Here is an 18,932-nt window from a genome sequence, read left to right on the forward strand (position 1 = left end):
ATAAGGCTGTATCAGGGATGAGCTATGTTTCGACGTTTTAGTATTTTTTGGGGGCTGCTGTTTGTAGTAGGTTGTTCAAGCGTAATTGTTAATCAGTTTGATCAACAATTTGGCGAAGCCTCGGTACAAACGCGAGTTTTTTCAGAGAGCCATCCTCCTGCTGCAGAGTTCCTTTCAGAGGTAAAGCCAATTTTAGATCAGCGTTGTGTGATGTGTCATGCCTGTTACGACGCGCCTTGCCAGTTAAAACTTACTTCTGCCGCCGGGATTGACCGCGGGGTAACTACTGAGCGCGTGTACAATGCCAGCAGAGTGACTGCCGCTCCAACCACCCGCCTATATACTGATGCTAAGTCTACGCAAATGTGGCGTCAGAAAGGTTTTAACCCGGTATTAAATGAGCGTATTCAAAGCGAACAAGCAAATTTAGAAGCGGGGGTAATGTACCAAGCCTTAAAACAAAAGCGCGATTATGTAGACCCTGGTAACGAGATTCTAGATCCCGAGGCCTTTGATTTTGCTTTAGATCGAGCCCAGCAGTGTGTTGGTATTGAAGGCTACGCTAAGGTGCAGGCTTCACATCCTGAATGGGGAATGCCTTATGGGCTGCCGGCAATTAGTGATGCCGAGTTCGATACGTTAAGTGCTTGGCTAGCCAGCGGCGCGCCGATGGCCGATGACTTAAGCGCACATAATCAGCTTGCTGAGCAGGTTGCTTATTGGGAGTCTTTTCTAAACGGTGACTCGCTCAAAGAGCAATTAATGGCGCGTTATATTTACGAACACTTGTTCATTACCCATTTGTATTTTGGTGATGACCCAAATACTCGCCCTGCCTTTTTTAAACTGGTGCGTTCTCGAACCGCCCCAGGTACACCCATTGATGAAATAGCAACCCGTCGCCCTTACGATGACCCAGATGTAAGCCGCGTGTATTACCGCTTGGCTCCAGAGCGCGAAACCATTGTGGTGAAAACCCATATTCCTTATCGCTTAGACAAGGCTCGCCAGCAGCGCTGGAACGAGTGGTTTTTAGGTGACGATACTAACGTAGACAGCTTGCCGAGTTACGAGCCTAGAGTGGCGGGTAATCCTTTTGTGGCTTTTCAGGATCTTACTGTGAACGGTCGTTATCGCTTTATGTTGGATGATGCCGAAACCTTTATTATGGGCTTTATGAAAGGGCCTGTTTGTCGCGGTCAGGTGGCTTTAAATGTTATTCAAGACCACTTCTGGGTATATTTCGCCAACCCCGATAATCGCTATGAACAAGAGCAAGCTGAGTTCTTAGTTGAACAGAGCGACCACTTAAGAATGCCATCGGTTGAGCAAAGTAATGTGCTGCCAATTAGCGCTTGGCTTAATTACTCTAAGCGTCACCGCAAATTTATGGATGCCAGTATCGACCATGTGAATCAATGGCTGAGTAAAGACAGCTCGATACTCAATTTAGATTTACTGTGGGATGGTGATGGGGTAAACCAAAATGCCGCACTTACTATCTTCCGCCACTTTGACAGTGCCAGCGTTGTAAAAGGCACCGTAGGCAGGCAGCCAAAAACCGCTTGGGTTATTGATTACTCCTTGTTCGAGCGAATTCACTACTTATTAGTTGCTGGGTTCGACCCTTACGGCAACTTAGGTCATCAATTAGTAACCCGTTTATACATGGACTTTTTACGTATGGAAGGTGAAGGCAGCTTTGCCTCATTCTTACCTGCTGAAATGCGTTATGATGAACTACGTAGCTGGTATATAGGTGCAGACAAAAATATTATCGAATTTGTTGAGTCTCGCCCGCAAGAGGCCTTCTTTAAAAGTGCAGTGGAATATAGCGGAGACGGGCCATACAAACAGCAGTTGTTTGACATGATTGGCGAGAAATTGGCGCCTGTATTAAGCCAAAAACATCAAATTACCTGGCCGCAATATTCACGAGAAGTGACTGATTTTGCCATTCAATTAGGTGCTTGGCGCGGTGGCGCGATTAAGCTGTTGCCACAAGTGGTGTTTATTCAGGTTGACGACGTAGAGAAAGAGGAGCCTGAGTACTACACGCTATTGAGGCATAACGCTCATACCAACATTTCTAGCTTGTTCTTAGAAGATAATAACCGTTTGCCAGATCAAGACACCATATCTGTTTTGCCTGGCTTAGTAGGGGCTTATCCTGGTGCATTTTGGCAAGTCGAAAAGTCAGAATTGAAACAATTACAACAAACTTTGGTGCAAGTGCATAACGAACAAGGCTATCAAGCATTTATGAAACGATATGGCATTCGCAGAACCAATAACGAGTTTTGGCCATTTAGTGACCGCCTACATCAAGTTTACCTCCAAGCTGAGCCTTTGGAGTCGGGCGTGTTGGATTACAGTCGCCTAGAGAATCGCTAGATTTATCTAACATAAAGCCCAAGCAAAGTGCTTGGGCTTTTTAATTTTTCGTTTTGTTAGTTTGTTTTAAATCGCGATACCATTTCTTGTAAGCTTCCCGCTAGAGAGTTAAGAGCGGTTGCGCTTTGTTCTAGTTGTTGAGAAACCTCGTTTGCTTGACTAGAACCGTCATGAATATCGGTGATGTTGCGATTGATTTCTTCTGCTACCAAGTGCTGCTCTTCTGCTGAGGCTGCAATTTGCGTGGCCATGTCTCGAATGGTAAGTACCGATTGCAATATAGCCTCAAACACTGTGCTGGTTTGGTTGGTCGCAGTTACCGAGGTGGTTGAGTGTTCAATACTGCTAGAAAGCTTAGTGGCTACATTGGAAGTTTGTTGGCGTAAGTTGCTCAATAGCTTGTCGATTTCTTCGGTGGATTCGGCGGTGCGACCAGCTAGGGTTCTCACTTCGTCTGCAACTACTGCAAATCCTCTGCCCTGCTCACCCGCTCGGGCGGCTTCAATGGCGGCATTTAAGGCCAACAAGTTGGTTTGTTCAGCAATGCCGCGAATGGTATCTAAGATTACAGTGATGTTGGCTGATTCTTGCGACAGTTCATCCATGGCTTGATTGGACTCATTCAAGGTGGTTTCTAGTTGGCTAACGGCGCGCACCGTATCTTGAATAAGTTGATGACCTTCTTCTACCTGTTGCTGGCTGTCGTCGGCGCTAGAAGCCGCTTGGCTACAGTTTGACGCCACTTCATTAGAGGTGGCTACCATTTCATGGAATGCCGTTGAAACTTGTTCTACAGCAGCTAATTGCCCTTCTGCAATTTGTTTCATGGTGCTGGACAACTCACTGGCTTGCGCCGCGGAGTTATCTACTCGCTCACTATTACCTTTAATGCTGGCAACCAATGAGTTAATCGATTCAACAAAGCGGTTGAAGGCATTGGCCATTTGCCCCGATTCATCGTTAGATTGGATATCTAAACGCTGGGTTAAGTCGCCTTCACCTGATGCGATGCCCTCTAGGCCTTCGGTGATGGTAATCATCGGTTTGGTGATCACGTTCATCAAGGTAAAGCCTATCGCGATAAATACCACCATCATCAATATGGCAACGCCTATTATCAGGGTGATTAGCGAGTTGGCTTGTTGATACACTTCGCTGGCAGGCATAAAGCCAATAAAGCGCCAGTTAAGATCAGGAGATAAATACACGTTGGCTAACCACGTTTCACCGTCTTTTTCTATGGTGTGTAAGCCTGGCAATGCGCTTTGAATTGCCTGATAGCTTGCCACGTCGCCAATCGCTTTAAACAGGTTTTTTTCACTTGATGGGTCAGCCAAAATCGTATTGCTGTCTTCAATCATGATGATGTAGCCCTGTTCACCAAACTTCACTTTTTTAATTAAGTCTGTGAGTTTACTTAGGGTGACATCTACGCCAATAGTACCAAATGCTCCTTTGGCGCCTTCAAAGCGCACCATGTAGTCCACCAAGGGGGTTTTAGAGATTAAATCTTGGTAGGCGGGAATACGCACTGGGGTTGTCGAGTTTATAGATAAAGGGTACCAAGGCCGCACTCTTGGGTCGTAGTCGGCAGAGTTTTTACCTAAGGGCCATTGAATATAACCACCATGGTCCATCGCCAAGTAGACATAGGCTAAGTCGGGCCGCGCTTCGCCAAATTCACGCATAAAGTGAAAGGCTTCTTGCTCTACGCCACCAACTTTATCAGGAGTCATCATGGTGCTGGGTTTGCCCATGTAGGTGGTCACACTATGGTCCAGTTGTCGGATGACTTTAGAGGTAGCGAGAAATTTAGCATCTTCGGCTAGGCCGTTCAGGTAGATGGAAAAGGTGGTGTCAATGTGCCCGAGCTCTGCAGTACTTCTTTGTTCAAAGTTGAGTTCAGCGCTATTGCGCACGCTCCAAACAGTGATGATGGAAATCACCAATACTGGGATAACCACTCCTGCGAGTAACAACAGCAAAAACTTTGTTCTTATTTTCATTTTTAAGTCCACTATGCGAGCGCGTATTAAGATAAATATAGTGGACTTAGACAGGAATTCTAATTTGCCTTGAATAACTTAGCGGTAAATGCGGGGTAAAGAACACAGCTTAACTTGCAGTTAACTCGCAGGTAATACCCACAATAAGGCTAACGGGATAAACACTAAGCTGGCGATGTTGCCCAGCATTACAATGGAGGCTACCCGTTGCGGTTCAATTTGATACTGTTCGGCAATAATAAAGTTGAGTACGGCGGGCGGTAAAGCTGCAAACAAAATTAAGCAAGATTGCTGCAAGCTGTTGAGCGGCAAAACAGCAATGGCGATGAAAGCACACAATAGGCCACTAAGGGGGCAAGCGATAGCGCCAATCATACCGATGCGCCAATCTTTTAAATCAACATCGATTAATCTCACTCCTAGAGTAAATAGCATTAGCGGAACCGATATTTGTCCGAGCATTTCTATTGGCGTGGCAATGACTTTGGGTAGCGAGAGGTCTAAGGCTCCCCAGACTATGCCGGCAATGGCAGCAACAATCACCGGAATGCGCAGTGTTGAAAGTAATTTTGCTTTGGTATCAATAAAGTACAGGCCTACCGAAAAATGTAAGACCATTTCAACCACAAATAGAATCACAGCAATTGGCATGGCAGCTTCGCCAAAGGCTAAAATAATCAGTGGTAGCCCCAAGTTACCGGCGTTGTTGAACATCATTGGTGGCAAAAAGGTACGCGCTTTTAATCCTAAAGGCTTAATCAGAGGAAGCAATACTAGGCCGGAACCTAACACTACCCAAATTGATGCTAGTAGCAATTCGCTATAATCCGCTAGCTCTAACTGGGTATTTGCTAGCACCGAGAAGATTAGGGCGGGGCAGAATATCTCCATATTCATGCGATTGGCAGCGCTAATGTCGGGTCGGTGTTTACGGCCATAAATTAGGCCTAACACCACAATAATAATTAGCGGTGCAACAATACTTAAGATTTGCCAAGCCACAGCATCAGTCCTTCGTCGAGTGAGAATTAAGCTTACCAGAAAAGTGTGTGGGGGCTAGTTAGCAAAAGGTGGTAATAGCTTTTACTGGCTGGAGTGGCTAGGCTAACAAAGAATTCACTAATGTTTTGGGGGAATTATGTTGAAACAGCTCTACCTCGCTGTGATCTTGCTCGTTATAGCTGGCCAAATGCCAACGGCGGCTATTGCCGAAGATGAGTTTGACATGGACATGGATATGGATATGGACTTTCCAGAGCCAGATTTCCCTGAGCCGGACTTTCCGGAACCAGAACAACTGCCTGAGTTAGAGCCTGAGCCTCCAATCACTGAAGTATTGCCCGAAGTTGATCAGCCAGAGGTGGAGCTACCGATTGCTCCGCCGCCAGAAGAGGTGATCCCACCTGAGGAAATATTGCCACCTATCATTGTGCTGCCACCACCGATATATTGGTTAGATGATCCTTGGGACTATTGGTATCCACATGACTATCCGCGCCATTACTATCGCCCGGCGACTATTAGCGTGAGGGTGAATGGTGAGCTTAAGTTGCGGATTGTGGATAGCCAGCAGCGTACTTTAGTTAATCAAACCTTAGAAGCTGGCACCTACCAGCAATGGCAGGGGCAAGCTCCATTTGCTGTCACTGTTAGTGAGCCGGCGCAGATAGCGCTTAGTTACCAAGGTAAAGAAGTGGATTTAAGCGCATACCAAGACACTGAAAATGCCTATTTTCAAGTGCCGCCTAATCGTTAAACTGTAGGGTCTGTTGATCTTTGCTGATGGTTTTTTGCAGCAATTTCTTAGCCCACTAGGCTTCTAAGTGCTCGCCGCGATTAAAGCCCGCTTATCTCGAATAACATTTCAACACCAAAGATCAACAGACCCTAATTACTAGAAATAAAAAAACAGAGCTGGTGCTCTGTTTTTTGGGTTTTGCCTCGGAGTTTATTGGCTGGGTGGTGTGTAACCTTCAATATCCACTTCACCGTCTTCAAACAGGTACTTAACCATCTCTGCTTGCAGTAGCTCGCGGTCATCTTGATTCATCAAGTTAAGCTTTTTCTCATTGATGAACATGGTTTGTTTTTTCTGCCACTCGGTCCAGGCTTCTTTGCTGATGTTGTCAAAAACGCGCTTGCCCACATCACCAGGAATCAGTTGAAAATCTAAGCCTTCGGCTTCTTTTTTTAAACGTTGGCAAAATACGGTTCTAGCCATAATAGGTCCTTTTTCCTTGCTTTGCCTAAGGGAGGCAAAGGCTAAATTAAAGTGCTTGTTGCGCTATTTTTAACAGCTTTTCTGTAACGGCAGCTAAGCCAACTTTGGGTGCTTGTTGCATGTTATACCAAAGTTGTTGATTGTCTGCCATGACTTGTAAGTTAGGCGCTTCGCTAAGCTCGATGAGCGAAGGTTGAATGTCTAAATGGTAGTGGCTAAAGGTGTGCCTTAGCGGCGAGAGCTCATAAATGGCATCGGCACTCATTTGATGCTGATTTAACCAATCACTAATGCTGTCTTCAATGTTAATTTCAGGGAAGCAATATAGGCCTCCCCAAAGCCCTTGCATGGGGCGTTGATAGAGCAAAAACTGCTGCTGCCAATGCAAAATCAGCATTTGAGTGGGTTTTTCTGGCAATACTTTTTTTGGCTTTTTACCGGGGAAGTCGCCTTGACGCTGATACTTAAGCGCTTGGCAATCTTCTGCTACAGGGCAAACTTCGCAACTAGGTTTGCTGCGAGTGCAGACCATGGCGCCTAAATCCATCATTGCTTGATTGTATTCGGTAGTTTGTTGCTCTGGCGTATTGGTTTCGGCCAGTTCCCATAGTTGGTTTTCCACTGGCTTTTTACCTGGCCAACCTGCTATCGCTTGGTGACGAGCGAGTACTCGCTTTACGTTGCCATCTAAAATGGCATGGCGTTGTCCTAAGGATAAAGACAATACCGCGCCAGCAGTTGAACGGCCAATGCCCGGTAGAGCGATAACTTGGTCGATATCTTCGGGAAATCGCCCATTATGTTGCTCGGCAATCTCTTTAGCTGCTTTGTGTAAATTACGCGCTCGTGCGTAATAACCGAGGCCGGTCCATAGGTGCAGTACTTCATCGGTATCGGCTTTAGCTAAGTCACTCACCGTAGGGAAACGTTGCATAAAACGTTCAAAGTAGGGAATAACCGTCGCCACTTGAGTTTGCTGCAGCATGATTTCCGACAGCCAAACTTTGTAAGGTGTTTTGTCTTGCTGCCAAGGCAGGTGTTTGCGCCCAGCTTGGTGATACCAAGTAACCACTCGGCTGGAAAAGTTTGCGAGATTGTTGGTCATTAAAAATGCTTAGTTTAAATAGTGGGTTGGCAGCGAGGTTGTCGATTTCATGACTTCCATAGAAAAGGCAGAGCTTACATCGGTAAAGGCTAAGCGTTCGATCAGTTGCTTATATACTTTGTCGTAGTCGTCGATACTAGGTACTACAACCTGCAACAAGTAGTCGATACTGCCACTCATGCGGTGAGCTTCAATGATCTCTGGAATATCTTGAATGGCTTGCTTGAACTGATCCAACCATTGTTGGTCGTGCTGCGAGGTGCGCACACTTACAAACACGGTTACGCCTAAGTTGAGTTTAGCCCTATCGAGTAAGGCGACCTTGTGGCGAATAAAGCCTGCTTGCTCTAGTTTTTGCACTCTACGCCAGCAAGGCGTTGCCGATAAACCCACCCGTTCGGCGATGTCGTTGAGCGGGATGCTTATGTCTCGTTGCAGCAAATCGAGTATTAACTTGTCTTTACTATCGAGTTTCATTTTTCACACTTTGCTCAAATAATGAAAGTTGCTGCTATTTTCCCGCGCTTAAGCTTAAGAAACAACCGCTATCTTTGTGTGGCTACTAGGCTTTGTTCTAACCAAAGCGCTTTACTGGGACTAAATCCGCCAGCAGCGAGTAGTTCCTGTTTACTGGTGTGGCCACGTAAGTGCTCGATGATGGAGGAAGTAGAGCGATGATTGGCTTGTAACCAACAATCCTGCGGATGAAACTCCCCTTGATTTTGTGCTACGCCATTTAACAACACTGGCGCAAAACGCCAAGCTTGTCCGGGTACATATTCGCCTTGCAACTCAATGTTGTTGTCGCCTTGCGTTAAGCGTATTTGATGAAAGATGCCCGGAGATCCACCTAAACTAAAATCCACCTCAATCTGATGCTGCTTGCATGCAAGCTCTAAGCTCAAGTGCTGATTGTCATGCCGCCCCTGGCATTTTGTAGAAGAGAGCGGCTTTGGTTCGCCGAGTTTATGGAGTAACCAAGATAGGGGATGGCTAGCTGTCTCTAAAAACCACTGTTCTAAGGTAAAGTTAAGCGGCAAGTTTACCTGTGAGCTTAAGTGCGCCTTAACTGGTTGCTCGGCCTCCAACAAGTTATTGATAAGCTGAGCGCTTGCTAAGTAATTAAAGGCATAGTTCACCCATAGGTTTTGCGGCCAGCTCGATAAGAGCTGGGTTTCACTTAAGCCCATTAGCGGCTTTTCACAAATGATCGCGGTGTTCTTAAAATGCTCGATAAGCGTTAAATGCGAGGCTGCTGGGCTGGCAATAACCACTAAATCTACTGGTGGCAATTGGTCGATGTTATTGCAAGCTGCAGCAATGCCATGTTGCTTTGCCAGGTGCTGGGCTTTGTTTATGTCTAAATCAAGTAAAGCTTTAACCTCTACTTGGTTTTGCTGCAAAGCGCTTAAGTGCACTAAACCCCAGTTACAGCCAATAATCGCTGCGCTGTTAATGGCGGCGGGCGTGTTGTTGAAAAGCAATTTACGAAGTCCTAATTGTTAACTTTGGCGGCAACCACGATAAAGCGTGCGCCAGTAGAGCCAGCTTGCACAAAGTGACTTTGTCCAGGGTGAATACAGTGGGAGTCGCCAACTTTAAGGGTTTGGGTTTGCTGCTCCTCTCCTTCAACCAGGGTAATAACAAGCTCGCCACTGAGCAGATAATACACCTCTTCGGTATGAGTATGCTGATGCAAACCGATACTGCCATTGGCTTCTAGGCTTGAATCCATCACCAGCTCTATACCACTGGCTAAAATGCCTTCGGCTTTGTCTGGCTCTTCACTGTAAATCCAGGTGCCATCTAAACGTCCTTTGCCTTGCATTCCCGCGGGAGCGGAAGGATTAAGGTGGGCAGGTTGATAGACTACGGTAGCCATATGCTGTGCTTGTTTAAAGCTATAGCCTTGGCCCTCGTAGAGAGGAGCATCACCGCCATGAAACTCTTGTTCGTTATACAGCCGAACTTGGGGTTTAGTTATCATCGCCGTATCCTAGGTATTTTATTACGGTGTAATCTACAGTGACTGATAAGCTCAGTTAGTTGGTAGATTCTGGGTTGCTTAGTTGGTTTTTTGAGCTGTGATTTTACCTTAGTTTAGCTAATAAAGGAGAGATTATGTTAGAACTTAGACCTTGTTGCGAGCACTGCGAAACACCCTTAGCAGCTAATGCAACCAATGCGATGATTTGCTCCTTTGAGTGCACTTTTTGTAAAGAATGTGTGGAAACCGTTTTAGCTAATGTTTGCCCAAATTGCGGTGGCGGGTTTTGTCCTAGGCCTATTAGGCCAGAAGCTGATTGGGTGAATGGTAATAACTTGAGCCACTATCCAGCGGGTAAGCGAGTGGTGACTAAAGCGGTAAACCTTAGTCAGCAACAAAGTCTGATTGAGCGAGTAGGGACGCTAGCGCCAAATAAACGCTAGGGGCTGTTTACCTTTCGAGCTGATTTTTGCTGCAAAACATTGCAAGCTTTAGCGTGCAAAGCTTGCACAACGGCGAGAACTTTGGATAATGCCAGCCCTGTTCTACATTTAGAATGTCCCTGCAAAATCTAGTCTGGAAATATCATGAGCGAGCAAGACCAAAACCAAGCACCTGAGGCTTCTCAAGAGCAAGTTGAAGATAAACGTCTTCGTAAAATTCGCAGCTTTGTTAAGCGCGAAGGCCGTTTAACTAAACGCCAAGAAAAGGCATTAACAGAGTTTTGGCCGCAAATGGGCTTAGACCACCAAGCCAGCAACTACTCACTGGCAGAGGTATTTGGTCGCGAGGCAAAAACCGTACTAGAAATTGGTTTTGGTATGGGAGCGTCTTTGGTAGAGATGGCCACAGCCGCCCCAGAAACCAACTTTATTGGTATTGAAGTGCATCGCCCAGGAGTTGGCGCTTGCATGGCCGATGCTGTTGAAGCGGGCATTGCTAACTTGCGCGTATTTGAACACGACGCTGTAGAAATACTAAATGACAGTATTCCAGACAATAGTTTAGATACTGTTCAATTATTTTTCCCAGACCCATGGCATAAAGCGCGTCACCACAAACGCCGTATCGTGCAACTGGAGTTTGTTGAAGTGTTGCGCAAGAAGCTAAAGATTGGTGGTGTATTCCACATGGCGACAGACTGGGAAAACTACGCCGAGCACATGTTAGAAGTCATGCAAGCCGCGCCGGGTTATAGCAATACCTCAGACAATAACGATTATGTGCCGCGTCCAGAATGGCGCCCATTAACTAAATTTGAAAACCGCGGCCATCGTTTAGGCCACGGTGTGTGGGATTTGATATTCGCTCGTGAGTCTTAATTACCCGCTTAATCGGTAAAGCAATTGAGAAGGTCGTTTAGAAATAAACGGCCTTTTTTTGTCACCGCCCAATGCTGGTCATGTTCATCTAATAGTTCTTGTTGCTTTGCCTCTTTAAGCGGTGACTCAAGCTTGCTAAGTGGCAAACCACTTAAGTTAATAAACTCAGCCTTGGGTATATCTTCAAACAAACGTAAGCGGTTTAAGAAATACTCAAAGGCTAAATCATCTTGCTCCACAGCCCAGTGCTTAAACATAAACTCGCGCTCTGGTGCTAGGTACCCCTTGGGGTGTTTAACTTTTTCTGTTCGTATGATGGCTTGTTGAGTTAGGTCGCTTATTTTGCCGTGCGCGCCACAGCCAATGCCTAGGTAGTCGCCAAAACGCCAATAATTAAGATTGTGTTGTGAGCGGTCGCCATTTTTACAGTAGGCCGAGACTTCGTATTGATCAAAGCCTGCTTGTTGCAGCAGCTGGTGGCCTTGCTCATAAATATCCCATAACAGATCTTCGTTAGGTAGCTTGGGAGGGCGAGAAGCAAAGGCAGTATTGGCTTCAATCGTTAGTTGATACCAAGATAAATGGCTTGGGCCAAGGGCAAACGCTTGTTGTAAGTCGCTCATTGCTTGCTCGAGGCTTTGGTTTAGCAAGCCGTGCATTAAATCAAGGTTAATGCGCTTAAAACCGGCTTGCTGAGCAAACTCAAAGGCTTTAATAGCCTCGTCACCACTGTGAATGCGGCCAAGCTTGGTGAGGTGCTCAGCTTGAAAGCTTTGTACGCCAATGGATAAGCGATTTACCCCTGCTTGAAAATAACCAGCGAAGCGCTCTGCCTCGGCGGTACCGGGGTTGGCTTCCATGGTAACTTCGGTCTCAGGGCTTAAAACCAAGCGCTGTTTGATGCCTTGCAATAAATCGCTGATAGCTTGGGCAGATAGCAGGCTAGGAGTGCCTCCGCCAATAAAAATACTGTGCAAGGCTCGGCCATGTAAGGCGGGAAAGCGGGCTAAGTCGGCATCTAAGTCGGCCAGCAGGGCTTGTATGTAGTCGGCTTCAGGTAAGTCTTGTTTGAGGCCATGGGAGTTAAAATCGCAATAGGGGCATTTTTGCACGCACCAAGGCACGTGAACGTAAAGGCTAAGTGCTGGGCTAAGCCTTAGCATGCTTGCGCTTCCATTTGCGCTAACAACTGGCGTAAAGCAATACCGCGATGGCTAAGGGCGTTTTTTTCTGCCTTGCTGATTTGAGCAGACGTTGCTTGATGTTGTTCAACCCAAAATACCGGGTCATAGCCAAAGCCGCCAGCACCATGAATTTCTTCGGTAATGCTACCGCGCCATTTACCGTGGCAAATTAGCGGCGCTGGATCATCGGCGTGGCGCAAGTAAACCAATACGCAGTGAAACTCTGCGCCTCGCTGGGCTGGTAGCACCTGTTTCATTGCATCTAATAGCTTGAGCACGTTGTCGTGGTCATTAGCATCTTCGCCAGCGTAGCGAGACGAGTATAAACCGGGGGCTCCGTTTAAGTAGTCTACGGCTAAACCTGAATCGTCAGCAATGGCAGCGAGCCCAGTAACCTTAGCCGCGTGGCGGGCTTTAATAATGGCATTTTCCACAAAGGTGGTGCCGGTTTCGGCAGCATCTTCTATGGCAAATTCACTTTGGGCAATAATTTGCTTGTTTAGCGGTTTAAGTAGTTCCGAAAGCTCGGCCACTTTGCCGGGGTTGCCGGTGGCAAGTACAACTTTTTGCATACTGAGTCCTAGAGTAACAAGAGGCTGGTGTAGTTTAATCGAAGGGGCTGTGCTGAAACAGCCTTAACTAACAGCTAAGGCTGGGTAGCTGAAATTGTCTAATCTACGTAGAACTTTTGTTGAAACTCTAGCAGCTGTTGGCTTTTGCCATCATCAATAGTGAGCTTGAAACGAAAGGTCTCTTCGTTGCTGTGACGCAATTCGGCAATGTAGTAAATCGACTCGCCTTCGCGAATTTCTTTAAACTCTAGGTTTTTTTGATTACCAATTAAGTTACGCGCTGTTCCTGATATGTTAACTGCAACTGGAGCCTTGTTAGCCGATTTGCTGTCGAGCACGGTAATGTTAATTAGGCCGTTATATCGGCTACGCTGCAAACCGTAAATTTTGGCGACTTCTGCTGGAATAAAGGTGGAGTTAAAAGCCACATAGTGCACTTCATAGTTACCCAGTTGAACCTTTTGTTCCGCCTGGCTGGGTAGAGAAAATAGCATTATGCTGGCGATCAAGTTGACCAAGAAAAACTTACTCATGAGGGCGACCTTTTTTACATGCATGGTTTAAGTATAGAAAGATTCTGTGCGATAAAAGTTACAGCAAACCAGCGATTATCTCAGGGATTTGTTTTGGCTGAGCAATGCTAATGGTTTTGTGGCGACCAAGTTCTCCGCGCAGGATAGAGATTTGGGACTTGGCCACTTTACATTGTTTCGCTAAAAACTTGCTCAAGTGCTGATTGGCTTTTCCATCAACCGGTGGAGCAGTAATGGCGATTTTAAGCTCTTCACCGTGCAAGCCAATAATCGCGTCGCGGCTCGCCTTAGGTTGCACGTAAACCTGCAACAGCAGGTTTACGTCATCAAAGCTAACGGGCTTAGGCAATTACAATGAGCTCCAGAATGGTACCCAGCCAGCGATTAACAAATTAAGAAAGTTAAGCGCAATAAATAGCACCAATACAGATAAATCTAATCCTCCCATGGAAGGAAGAATTCGGCGGATCGGTGAAAGTAGCGGTTCAGTTAATTGGCCTAATACATACTCTATTGGGCTGCGACCTTGGCTTACCCAGCTTAAAATAGCGCGTAGTAACAATACCCAGAACAACAACATTCCTGCTTCTTTTAGTGTGCTAAACAAGGCCAGAATCGCTACCGCAGTTAAATCAAAACCACCACGTAGCTGCATTAAAATAGCCCATTTGGCAAAGGATATGACTAATGCCAAGAACACTGCTGCCCAATCTACTCCAGCGAATCCTGGGATAACCCGGCGTAGCGGAACAACAATGGGGTTGGTTGCTTTAACCACAAACTGGCTAAGCGGGTTGTAAAAATCGGCGCGCGCCATTTGTAGCCACACACGCAGTAAAACCACCATCAAGTAGAGGTTGAATACAACTTCAATCAAGTAACTAAGCGCTTGCATAAGGTCCTCAGAATAATTTAAAACAAACTTTCCATTTCGCGTCCGCGTTCAACGGCGGCGTCCATGGCATTGGCGACTACTTTACGTAAGCCTTGTTCTTCAAAAACACGAATTGCCTCGGCAGTCGTTCCTCCCTTAGAAGTAACATTGGCCCGAAGTGTCGCTAAATCAAGGTCTGGATTAGCTGCAACCAGTTCGGCACTGCCTAAAGCTGATTGTTGAACTAAGCTGCGCGCTTGTTCAGGGCTAAAGCCTAGTTTCTCTGCCTGCTGCTGCATAGCTTCCATGAATAGGAAAAAGTAAGCGGGGGCACTGCCTGCTGCTGCGATGATATGGTTGATATCATCTTCGTTTGCCACCCAGCAGGTTTCACCTACTGCTTGCATTAGCTGCTCGGCGCTAGCAATTTGCTCTTCGCTTACATCTGATGGAGCAAATAAACCCGTCATACCGCGGCCAACCAATGCAGGAGTATTAGGCATGGTGCGCACAATGGCAACCTGCTCACCCAGTAAACCTTTCAAGCGTTTAACGCTGACACCTGCAGCAATAGAGACAAACAGTTTGCTGCTTAAGTCATTGCCTGCATCGGCAATGGCTTGGCAAACCACTGCCATAAGTTGCGGTTTTACCGCCAATACAATCACATCGCTTTGGGCAATAGCTTGATTGTTATCGCCAGTTACATTTACCGAAAACTGCTGCTTAAGATTTTGCTGCTGCTCAGTATTCGGATCACTAGCGGTAATGTTGCTTGGGTTTGCGCCATTAGCGAGTAAGCCGCCAATCAAACTGCTGGCCATGTTACCACCGCCAATAAACGCAATTCGAGCTGTCATGTTCAATTTTCCTTATTATTGTTCTTATACCAATCGTACTAAGTCACTGTTCATTCTAGCTGGTTAAAATACTCGATAATTGCGTTAGTATTTTTGATTGTAGAATAACTACTTATCGAAAAATCCTGTCTTATTCTCGAGTATTTTCCTGCGCTATTTCTGATCACTTACTTAGTGTGATTGGTATTAGTTTCGTTGGCCAAATATCGCGCTGCCCACCCTAACCATGGTACTGCCGTTATTGATTGCCATTTGCATGTCGCCACTCATCCCCATGGAAAGAGTATCAACACTAGAATATTGTTGCTGTAATTCGCTAAATTTTTGTTGCATGGCAGCAAATTGAGTTGCCAGTTCTTGGCCTTGCTCAAGCTTTTGCGGAATGGCCATTAAACCGCGCAAGGTTAAGGCTGGCTGTTTCGCAATGTGTGCAGCTAATGCATCTACATCTTCCAGTAACACTCCTGATTTAGCCGGTTCTTGGCTAATATTGACTTGAATACACACTTGCAAGGGCGCCATATTGCTAGGGCGCTGCGCTGCTAAGCGATCGGCAATTTTGGCCCGCTCTAGGGTTTGCATCCAATCAAAGTGCTCCGCCACAAGGCGAGTTTTGTTGGACTGCAAGGGGCCAATAAAGTGCCATTCTATGGGCTCTTGTAACCAGCTTTGCTGTTGGCTTTCGATGATTTTATCTACGCCTTCTTGCACATAGTTTTCACCAAAGCTGCGCTGGCCCGCCTGATAGGCGCTGGCAATATCACTCAAGGGTTTGGTTTTACTAACGGCTAACAAATCAACAGCATCTGCGGGGCGATGTGCTTTAGCTAACGCTTGCTGAATTTCTTGGTTAACAAATTGAAGTGCTTGGGTAATACTGCTCATAGACTCACATTGAGGAAACAATTAAATGGATGTTACTGAATTACTGGCCTTTAGTGTAAAACATAACGCGTCGGATCTACACCTATCTGCAGAATTGCCACCGATGATTCGGGTAGACGGCGAAGTGCGTAAAATTAACGTACCGGCATTAGAGCACAAACAAGTTCATAGTCTGATCTACGACATTATGAACGATAAGCAACGTAAAGAGTATGAAGAAAACCTCGAGATTGACTTCTCGTTTGAGGTGCCCGGCGTAGCGCGCTTTCGTGTGAACGCCTTCCAACAAAGCCGCGGCGCAGCAGCGGTATTTCGTACCATTCCTTCAGAAGTATTGAGTTTAGAGCAACTAGGTGCACCGGCCATTTTTAGGCAAATTGCTGAACACCCACGTGGTTTAGTGCTAGTAACTGGCCCAACCGGTTCTGGTAAATCAACCACATTGGCGGCGATGATCGACTACATTAATGAGCAACGTCACGAGCACATCCTTACCATTGAAGACCCGATAGAATTTGTGCACAAAAACAAAAACTGTCTGATTAACCAACGTGAAGTGCACCGCGATACCCACAGCTTTAACAATGCGCTACGTTCAGCGCTTCGTGAAGACCCGGATATTATTCTGGTTGGTGAATTACGTGACTTAGAAACCATTCGTTTAGCACTCACCGCAGCCGAAACCGGTCACTTAGTATTTGGCACTTTGCACACCACCTCAGCAGCTAAAACCATTGACCGTGTGATTGACGTATTCCCAGCAGCAGAAAAAGACATGGTACGTTCCATGTTGTCGGAATCGCTGCGTGCGGTAATTGCTCAAACTCTGCTTAAAAAACTGGGTGGCGGACGAGTGGCTGCTCACGAAATCATGACCGGTATTCCAGCGATTCGTAACTTGATTCGTGAAGATAAAGTAGCGCAAATGTATTCGGTTATTCAAACCGGTATGGCGCACGGCATGCAGACCTTGGATCAAAACTTAAAAGAGTTGGTGAACCAAGGGATGGTGTCGTATGAAGACGCTAAACTTAAAGCTGCAGATCCGAATAACTTCTAGGAGGGTTTATGTTACTCGATGAGCTATTAAGCGATATGTCGGAGCGTAAAGCATCCGATTTATATCTATCGGTTGGGGTCCCGCCTAGCGCTAAAGTGAGTGGCCGTTTAATGCCGCTAAATGAGCAAAAGCTAATGCCAGAGCATGTAATGGATATGCTAGCCGCCATTCGCACAGAGGCTCAGCTAGAAGCTTTTGTTACTGGTCGTGAGGCAAACTTTGCCATCGCTCGCCAAGGCTTGGGCCGTTACCGTGTGAGTGCTTTTTATCAACGCGAACAGCCAAGCATGGTAATTCGTCGTATTGAAACTGATATTCCAAGTTTTGAGCAGCTGCAGTTGCCGCAAATTCTCAAAGAAGTAGGTATGTCGAAACGTGGTTTGATTTTGTTTGTTGGTGCGACCGGTGCGGGTAAGTCAACCACTCAGGCCAGTATGATCGATTACCGTAATCACAATTCCAGTGGGCATATTCTTACCATTGAAGACCCGGTGGAGTTTATGCACAAACATGCTGGTTGTATTGTTAACCAGCGTGAAGTGGGCATTGACACGCCATCGTTTGATGAAGCTTTGAAGAACTCATTGCGTCAAGCACCCGATGTGATTTTGATTGGTGAGATCCGTACCCGCGAGACCATGGAGTTTGCGTTGCAATTCTCTGAAACGGGTCACTTATGTATGGCTACCTTGCACGCCAACAACGCGAACCAAGCTCTAGACCGGATTATGCACTTGGTGCCAGAAGAGCGTCATCGCCAGTTGTGTTTTGACTTATCATTCAACCTACGTGCGATTGTGGCTCAGCAGTTAGTGCCAACCAAAGATGGTAACGGCCGTCGCGGGGTATTTGAAATTTTACTTAATACACCATTAGCTGCCGATTTAATTCGTAAAGGTGATATGCATAAGCTCAAAGAGTTAATGAGTAAATCTCGCGAACAGGGCATGTTAACCTTCGACCAAAGCTTGTTTGAATTGTTCGAAAGTGGCGTAATTGGCTATACCGAAGCTATTGCCCATGCTGATTCACCTAACGATCTTCGTTTGATGATTAAATTGCATGGCACCGAAAAATCGAATAATTTAGACAGCGGAATGTTAGACGGTGTTACCGTCGATTTTTAACTCTTGAAAGGAGCATTATGTTAGCGGTTATTTCACCAGCTAAAACCTTGGATTTTAGTTCTGAGTTAGCGAGTTACTCATCTTCTCGCCCTGAGCTGCTTGAGCATAGTGCCGAGCTAATCGATGTGGCTAGGCAGTTAAGCCCAGCCGACATCGCTAGCTTAATGAAAATTAGTGATAAGTTGGCAGGCTTAAACGCTGCCCGTTTTGCTGAATGGACCAAGGACTTACCAGAAGATTTGGCTCGCCCAGCGGTGTTTGCCTTTAAAGGTGATGTATACACGGGCTTAGATGCAGCCAGCTTAAGCGCTGAGCAATTAGACTATGCTCAGCAGCATTTGCGGATCTTGTCCGGCCTTTATGGTTTGTTGCGTCCCATGGATTTGATGATGGCTTATCGCTTAGAAATGGGCATTAAGCTTGCCAATGAAAGAGGGGCAAACTTGTATCAGTTTTGGGGTGAGATTATCACCGATAAGCTGAATCAAGCCTTAGCCGAACAGGGCGACAACATTCTGGTTAACTTAGCCTCTAATGAGTACTTTAAAGCGGTTAAACCCAAGCTTTTAAATGGCACGGTTATTACCCCAGTGTTTAAAGATCAAAAGAACGGTCAGTATAAGATCATTAGCTTTTATGCAAAAAAAGCCCGTGGCTTAATGGCTCGCTATATGTTCGATAAGCAGGTCACCAGCTTAGAGCAACTGAGCCAGTTTGATTATCAAGGTTATTATTTTGATGAAGCTAGCTCGGATGCTAGCACTTTGGTCTTTTTACGTGACGAAGCGTAAGACCTAAGGCG

21 protein-coding genes are annotated in these 18,932 nt (G+C 46.1%); 7 read left to right on the forward strand and 14 right to left on the reverse strand.

The features are described from left to right. The first annotated feature begins 24 nt into the window (after window positions 1-24). Window positions 25-2,394: a fatty acid cis/trans isomerase gene (locus OV592_RS04590; RefSeq protein ID WP_406610565.1), complete on the forward strand. Its 2,370-nt coding sequence runs from the start codon at window positions 25-27 to the stop codon at window positions 2,392-2,394. Between the two features lie 56 nt (window positions 2,395-2,450). Here the strand turns inward: OV592_RS04590 and OV592_RS04595 are convergent, their stop codons facing one another. Both OV592_RS04595 and OV592_RS04600 read right to left on the reverse strand, forming a co-directional pair. Next, complete coding sequence (locus tag OV592_RS04595; RefSeq protein WP_406610566.1) at window positions 2,451-4,400, reverse strand: methyl-accepting chemotaxis protein; 1,950 nt, start codon at window positions 4,398-4,400, stop codon at window positions 2,451-2,453. A 120-nt stretch (window positions 4,401-4,520) separates the two neighbouring features. Beyond that, window positions 4,521-5,402 carry an AEC family transporter gene (locus OV592_RS04600; RefSeq protein WP_406610567.1) on the reverse strand — a complete coding sequence of 294 codons (882 nt, stop codon included), beginning with the start codon at window positions 5,400-5,402 and terminating at the stop codon, window positions 4,521-4,523. A gap of 136 nt (window positions 5,403-5,538) precedes the next feature. On the opposite strand from OV592_RS04600, the gene OV592_RS04605 reads away from it, so the two are divergent. Then, window positions 5,539-6,156: a DUF4115 domain-containing protein gene (locus tag OV592_RS04605; protein WP_406610568.1), complete on the forward strand. Its 618-nt coding sequence runs from the start codon at window positions 5,539-5,541 to the stop codon at window positions 6,154-6,156. 192 nt (window positions 6,157-6,348) lie between these two features. Here OV592_RS04605 and OV592_RS04610 read toward each other — a convergent pair whose 3' ends face one another. From OV592_RS04610 to OV592_RS04630, 5 genes are all read right to left on the reverse strand, one after another. Continuing rightward, window positions 6,349-6,621: an oxidative damage protection protein gene (locus OV592_RS04610; RefSeq protein ID WP_016401386.1), complete on the reverse strand. Its 273-nt coding sequence runs from the start codon at window positions 6,619-6,621 to the stop codon at window positions 6,349-6,351. A 46-nt stretch (window positions 6,622-6,667) separates the two neighbouring features. Then, complete coding sequence (gene mutY / locus OV592_RS04615) at window positions 6,668-7,726, reverse strand: A/G-specific adenine glycosylase (RefSeq protein ID WP_406610569.1); 1,059 nt, start codon at window positions 7,724-7,726, stop codon at window positions 6,668-6,670. Between the two features lie 9 nt (window positions 7,727-7,735). Then, the gene (locus OV592_RS04620) at window positions 7,736-8,203 is read right to left on the reverse strand and encodes an Lrp/AsnC family transcriptional regulator (protein ID WP_406610570.1); all 468 of its coding nucleotides are present in this window, start codon (window positions 8,201-8,203) and stop codon (window positions 7,736-7,738) included. 68 nt (window positions 8,204-8,271) lie between these two features. After that, complete coding sequence (locus OV592_RS04625; protein WP_406610571.1) at window positions 8,272-9,210, reverse strand: Gfo/Idh/MocA family oxidoreductase; 939 nt, start codon at window positions 9,208-9,210, stop codon at window positions 8,272-8,274. 11 nt (window positions 9,211-9,221) lie between these two features. Next, window positions 9,222-9,713 (reverse strand): cupin domain-containing protein, encoded by a 492-nt coding sequence (locus OV592_RS04630; protein ID WP_406610572.1) that lies wholly within the window; start codon window positions 9,711-9,713, stop codon window positions 9,222-9,224. A gap of 134 nt (window positions 9,714-9,847) precedes the next feature. Here OV592_RS04630 and OV592_RS04635 point away from each other — a divergent pair, with 134 nt between their 5' ends. Continuing rightward, complete coding sequence (locus tag OV592_RS04635) at window positions 9,848-10,156, forward strand: DUF1272 domain-containing protein (protein WP_406610573.1); 309 nt, start codon at window positions 9,848-9,850, stop codon at window positions 10,154-10,156. A 144-nt stretch (window positions 10,157-10,300) separates the two neighbouring features. After that, complete coding sequence (gene trmB, locus OV592_RS04640) at window positions 10,301-11,035, forward strand: tRNA (guanosine(46)-N7)-methyltransferase TrmB (RefSeq protein ID WP_406610574.1); 735 nt, start codon at window positions 10,301-10,303, stop codon at window positions 11,033-11,035. Window positions 11,036-11,043: 8 nt separating this feature from the next. Here trmB and hemW read toward each other — a convergent pair whose 3' ends face one another. The 7 genes from hemW to OV592_RS04675 form a co-directional block, all read right to left on the reverse strand. Continuing rightward, window positions 11,044-12,198 carry a radical SAM family heme chaperone HemW gene (hemW, locus tag OV592_RS04645; RefSeq protein ID WP_406610575.1) on the reverse strand — a complete coding sequence of 385 codons (1,155 nt, stop codon included), beginning with the start codon at window positions 12,196-12,198 and terminating at the stop codon, window positions 11,044-11,046. Beyond that, on the reverse strand, window positions 12,192-12,791 hold the full coding sequence (gene rdgB, locus OV592_RS04650; protein ID WP_406610576.1) for an RdgB/HAM1 family non-canonical purine NTP pyrophosphatase: 600 nt from the start codon (window positions 12,789-12,791) through the stop codon (window positions 12,192-12,194). The genes hemW and rdgB overlap by 7 nt, the downstream gene beginning before the upstream one ends. A gap of 98 nt (window positions 12,792-12,889) precedes the next feature. Beyond that, window positions 12,890-13,324 carry a DUF4426 domain-containing protein gene (locus OV592_RS04655; protein WP_220718831.1) on the reverse strand — a complete coding sequence of 145 codons (435 nt, stop codon included), beginning with the start codon at window positions 13,322-13,324 and terminating at the stop codon, window positions 12,890-12,892. Window positions 13,325-13,382: 58 nt separating this feature from the next. Then, window positions 13,383-13,673 carry a DUF167 family protein YggU gene (gene yggU / locus OV592_RS04660; RefSeq protein WP_016401375.1) on the reverse strand — a complete coding sequence of 97 codons (291 nt, stop codon included), beginning with the start codon at window positions 13,671-13,673 and terminating at the stop codon, window positions 13,383-13,385. Next, a complete protein-coding gene (locus tag OV592_RS04665) occupies window positions 13,674-14,219 on the reverse strand; it encodes a YggT family protein (RefSeq protein ID WP_016401374.1) in 546 nt (181 codons plus the stop codon). A gap of 17 nt (window positions 14,220-14,236) precedes the next feature. Further along, window positions 14,237-15,058: a pyrroline-5-carboxylate reductase gene (gene proC / locus OV592_RS04670; protein ID WP_406610577.1), complete on the reverse strand. Its 822-nt coding sequence runs from the start codon at window positions 15,056-15,058 to the stop codon at window positions 14,237-14,239. A 186-nt stretch (window positions 15,059-15,244) separates the two neighbouring features. Continuing rightward, window positions 15,245-15,943, reverse strand: a complete 699-nt coding sequence (locus tag OV592_RS04675; RefSeq protein WP_406610578.1) for a YggS family pyridoxal phosphate-dependent enzyme — start codon at window positions 15,941-15,943, stop codon at window positions 15,245-15,247. Window positions 15,944-15,968: 25 nt separating this feature from the next. On the opposite strand from OV592_RS04675, the gene OV592_RS04680 reads away from it, so the two are divergent. Genes OV592_RS04680 through yaaA form a run of 3 tightly spaced genes read left to right on the forward strand, consistent with a single transcriptional unit; the run spans window position 15,969 to window position 18,921 of the window. Continuing rightward, on the forward strand, window positions 15,969-17,003 hold the full coding sequence (locus tag OV592_RS04680; protein ID WP_016401371.1) for a type IV pilus twitching motility protein PilT: 1,035 nt from the start codon (window positions 15,969-15,971) through the stop codon (window positions 17,001-17,003). Between the two features lie 8 nt (window positions 17,004-17,011). Next, window positions 17,012-18,130 carry a PilT/PilU family type 4a pilus ATPase gene (locus OV592_RS04685; protein WP_016401370.1) on the forward strand — a complete coding sequence of 373 codons (1,119 nt, stop codon included), beginning with the start codon at window positions 17,012-17,014 and terminating at the stop codon, window positions 18,128-18,130. A 17-nt stretch (window positions 18,131-18,147) separates the two neighbouring features. Further along, on the forward strand, window positions 18,148-18,921 hold the full coding sequence (gene yaaA / locus OV592_RS04690; RefSeq protein ID WP_016401369.1) for a peroxide stress protein YaaA: 774 nt from the start codon (window positions 18,148-18,150) through the stop codon (window positions 18,919-18,921). Window positions 18,922-18,932: the final 11 nt, after the last annotated feature.

The organism is Agarivorans sp. JK6 (assembly GCF_045277145.1).
Lineage (GTDB): Bacteria > Pseudomonadota > Gammaproteobacteria > Enterobacterales > Celerinatantimonadaceae > Agarivorans > Agarivorans albus.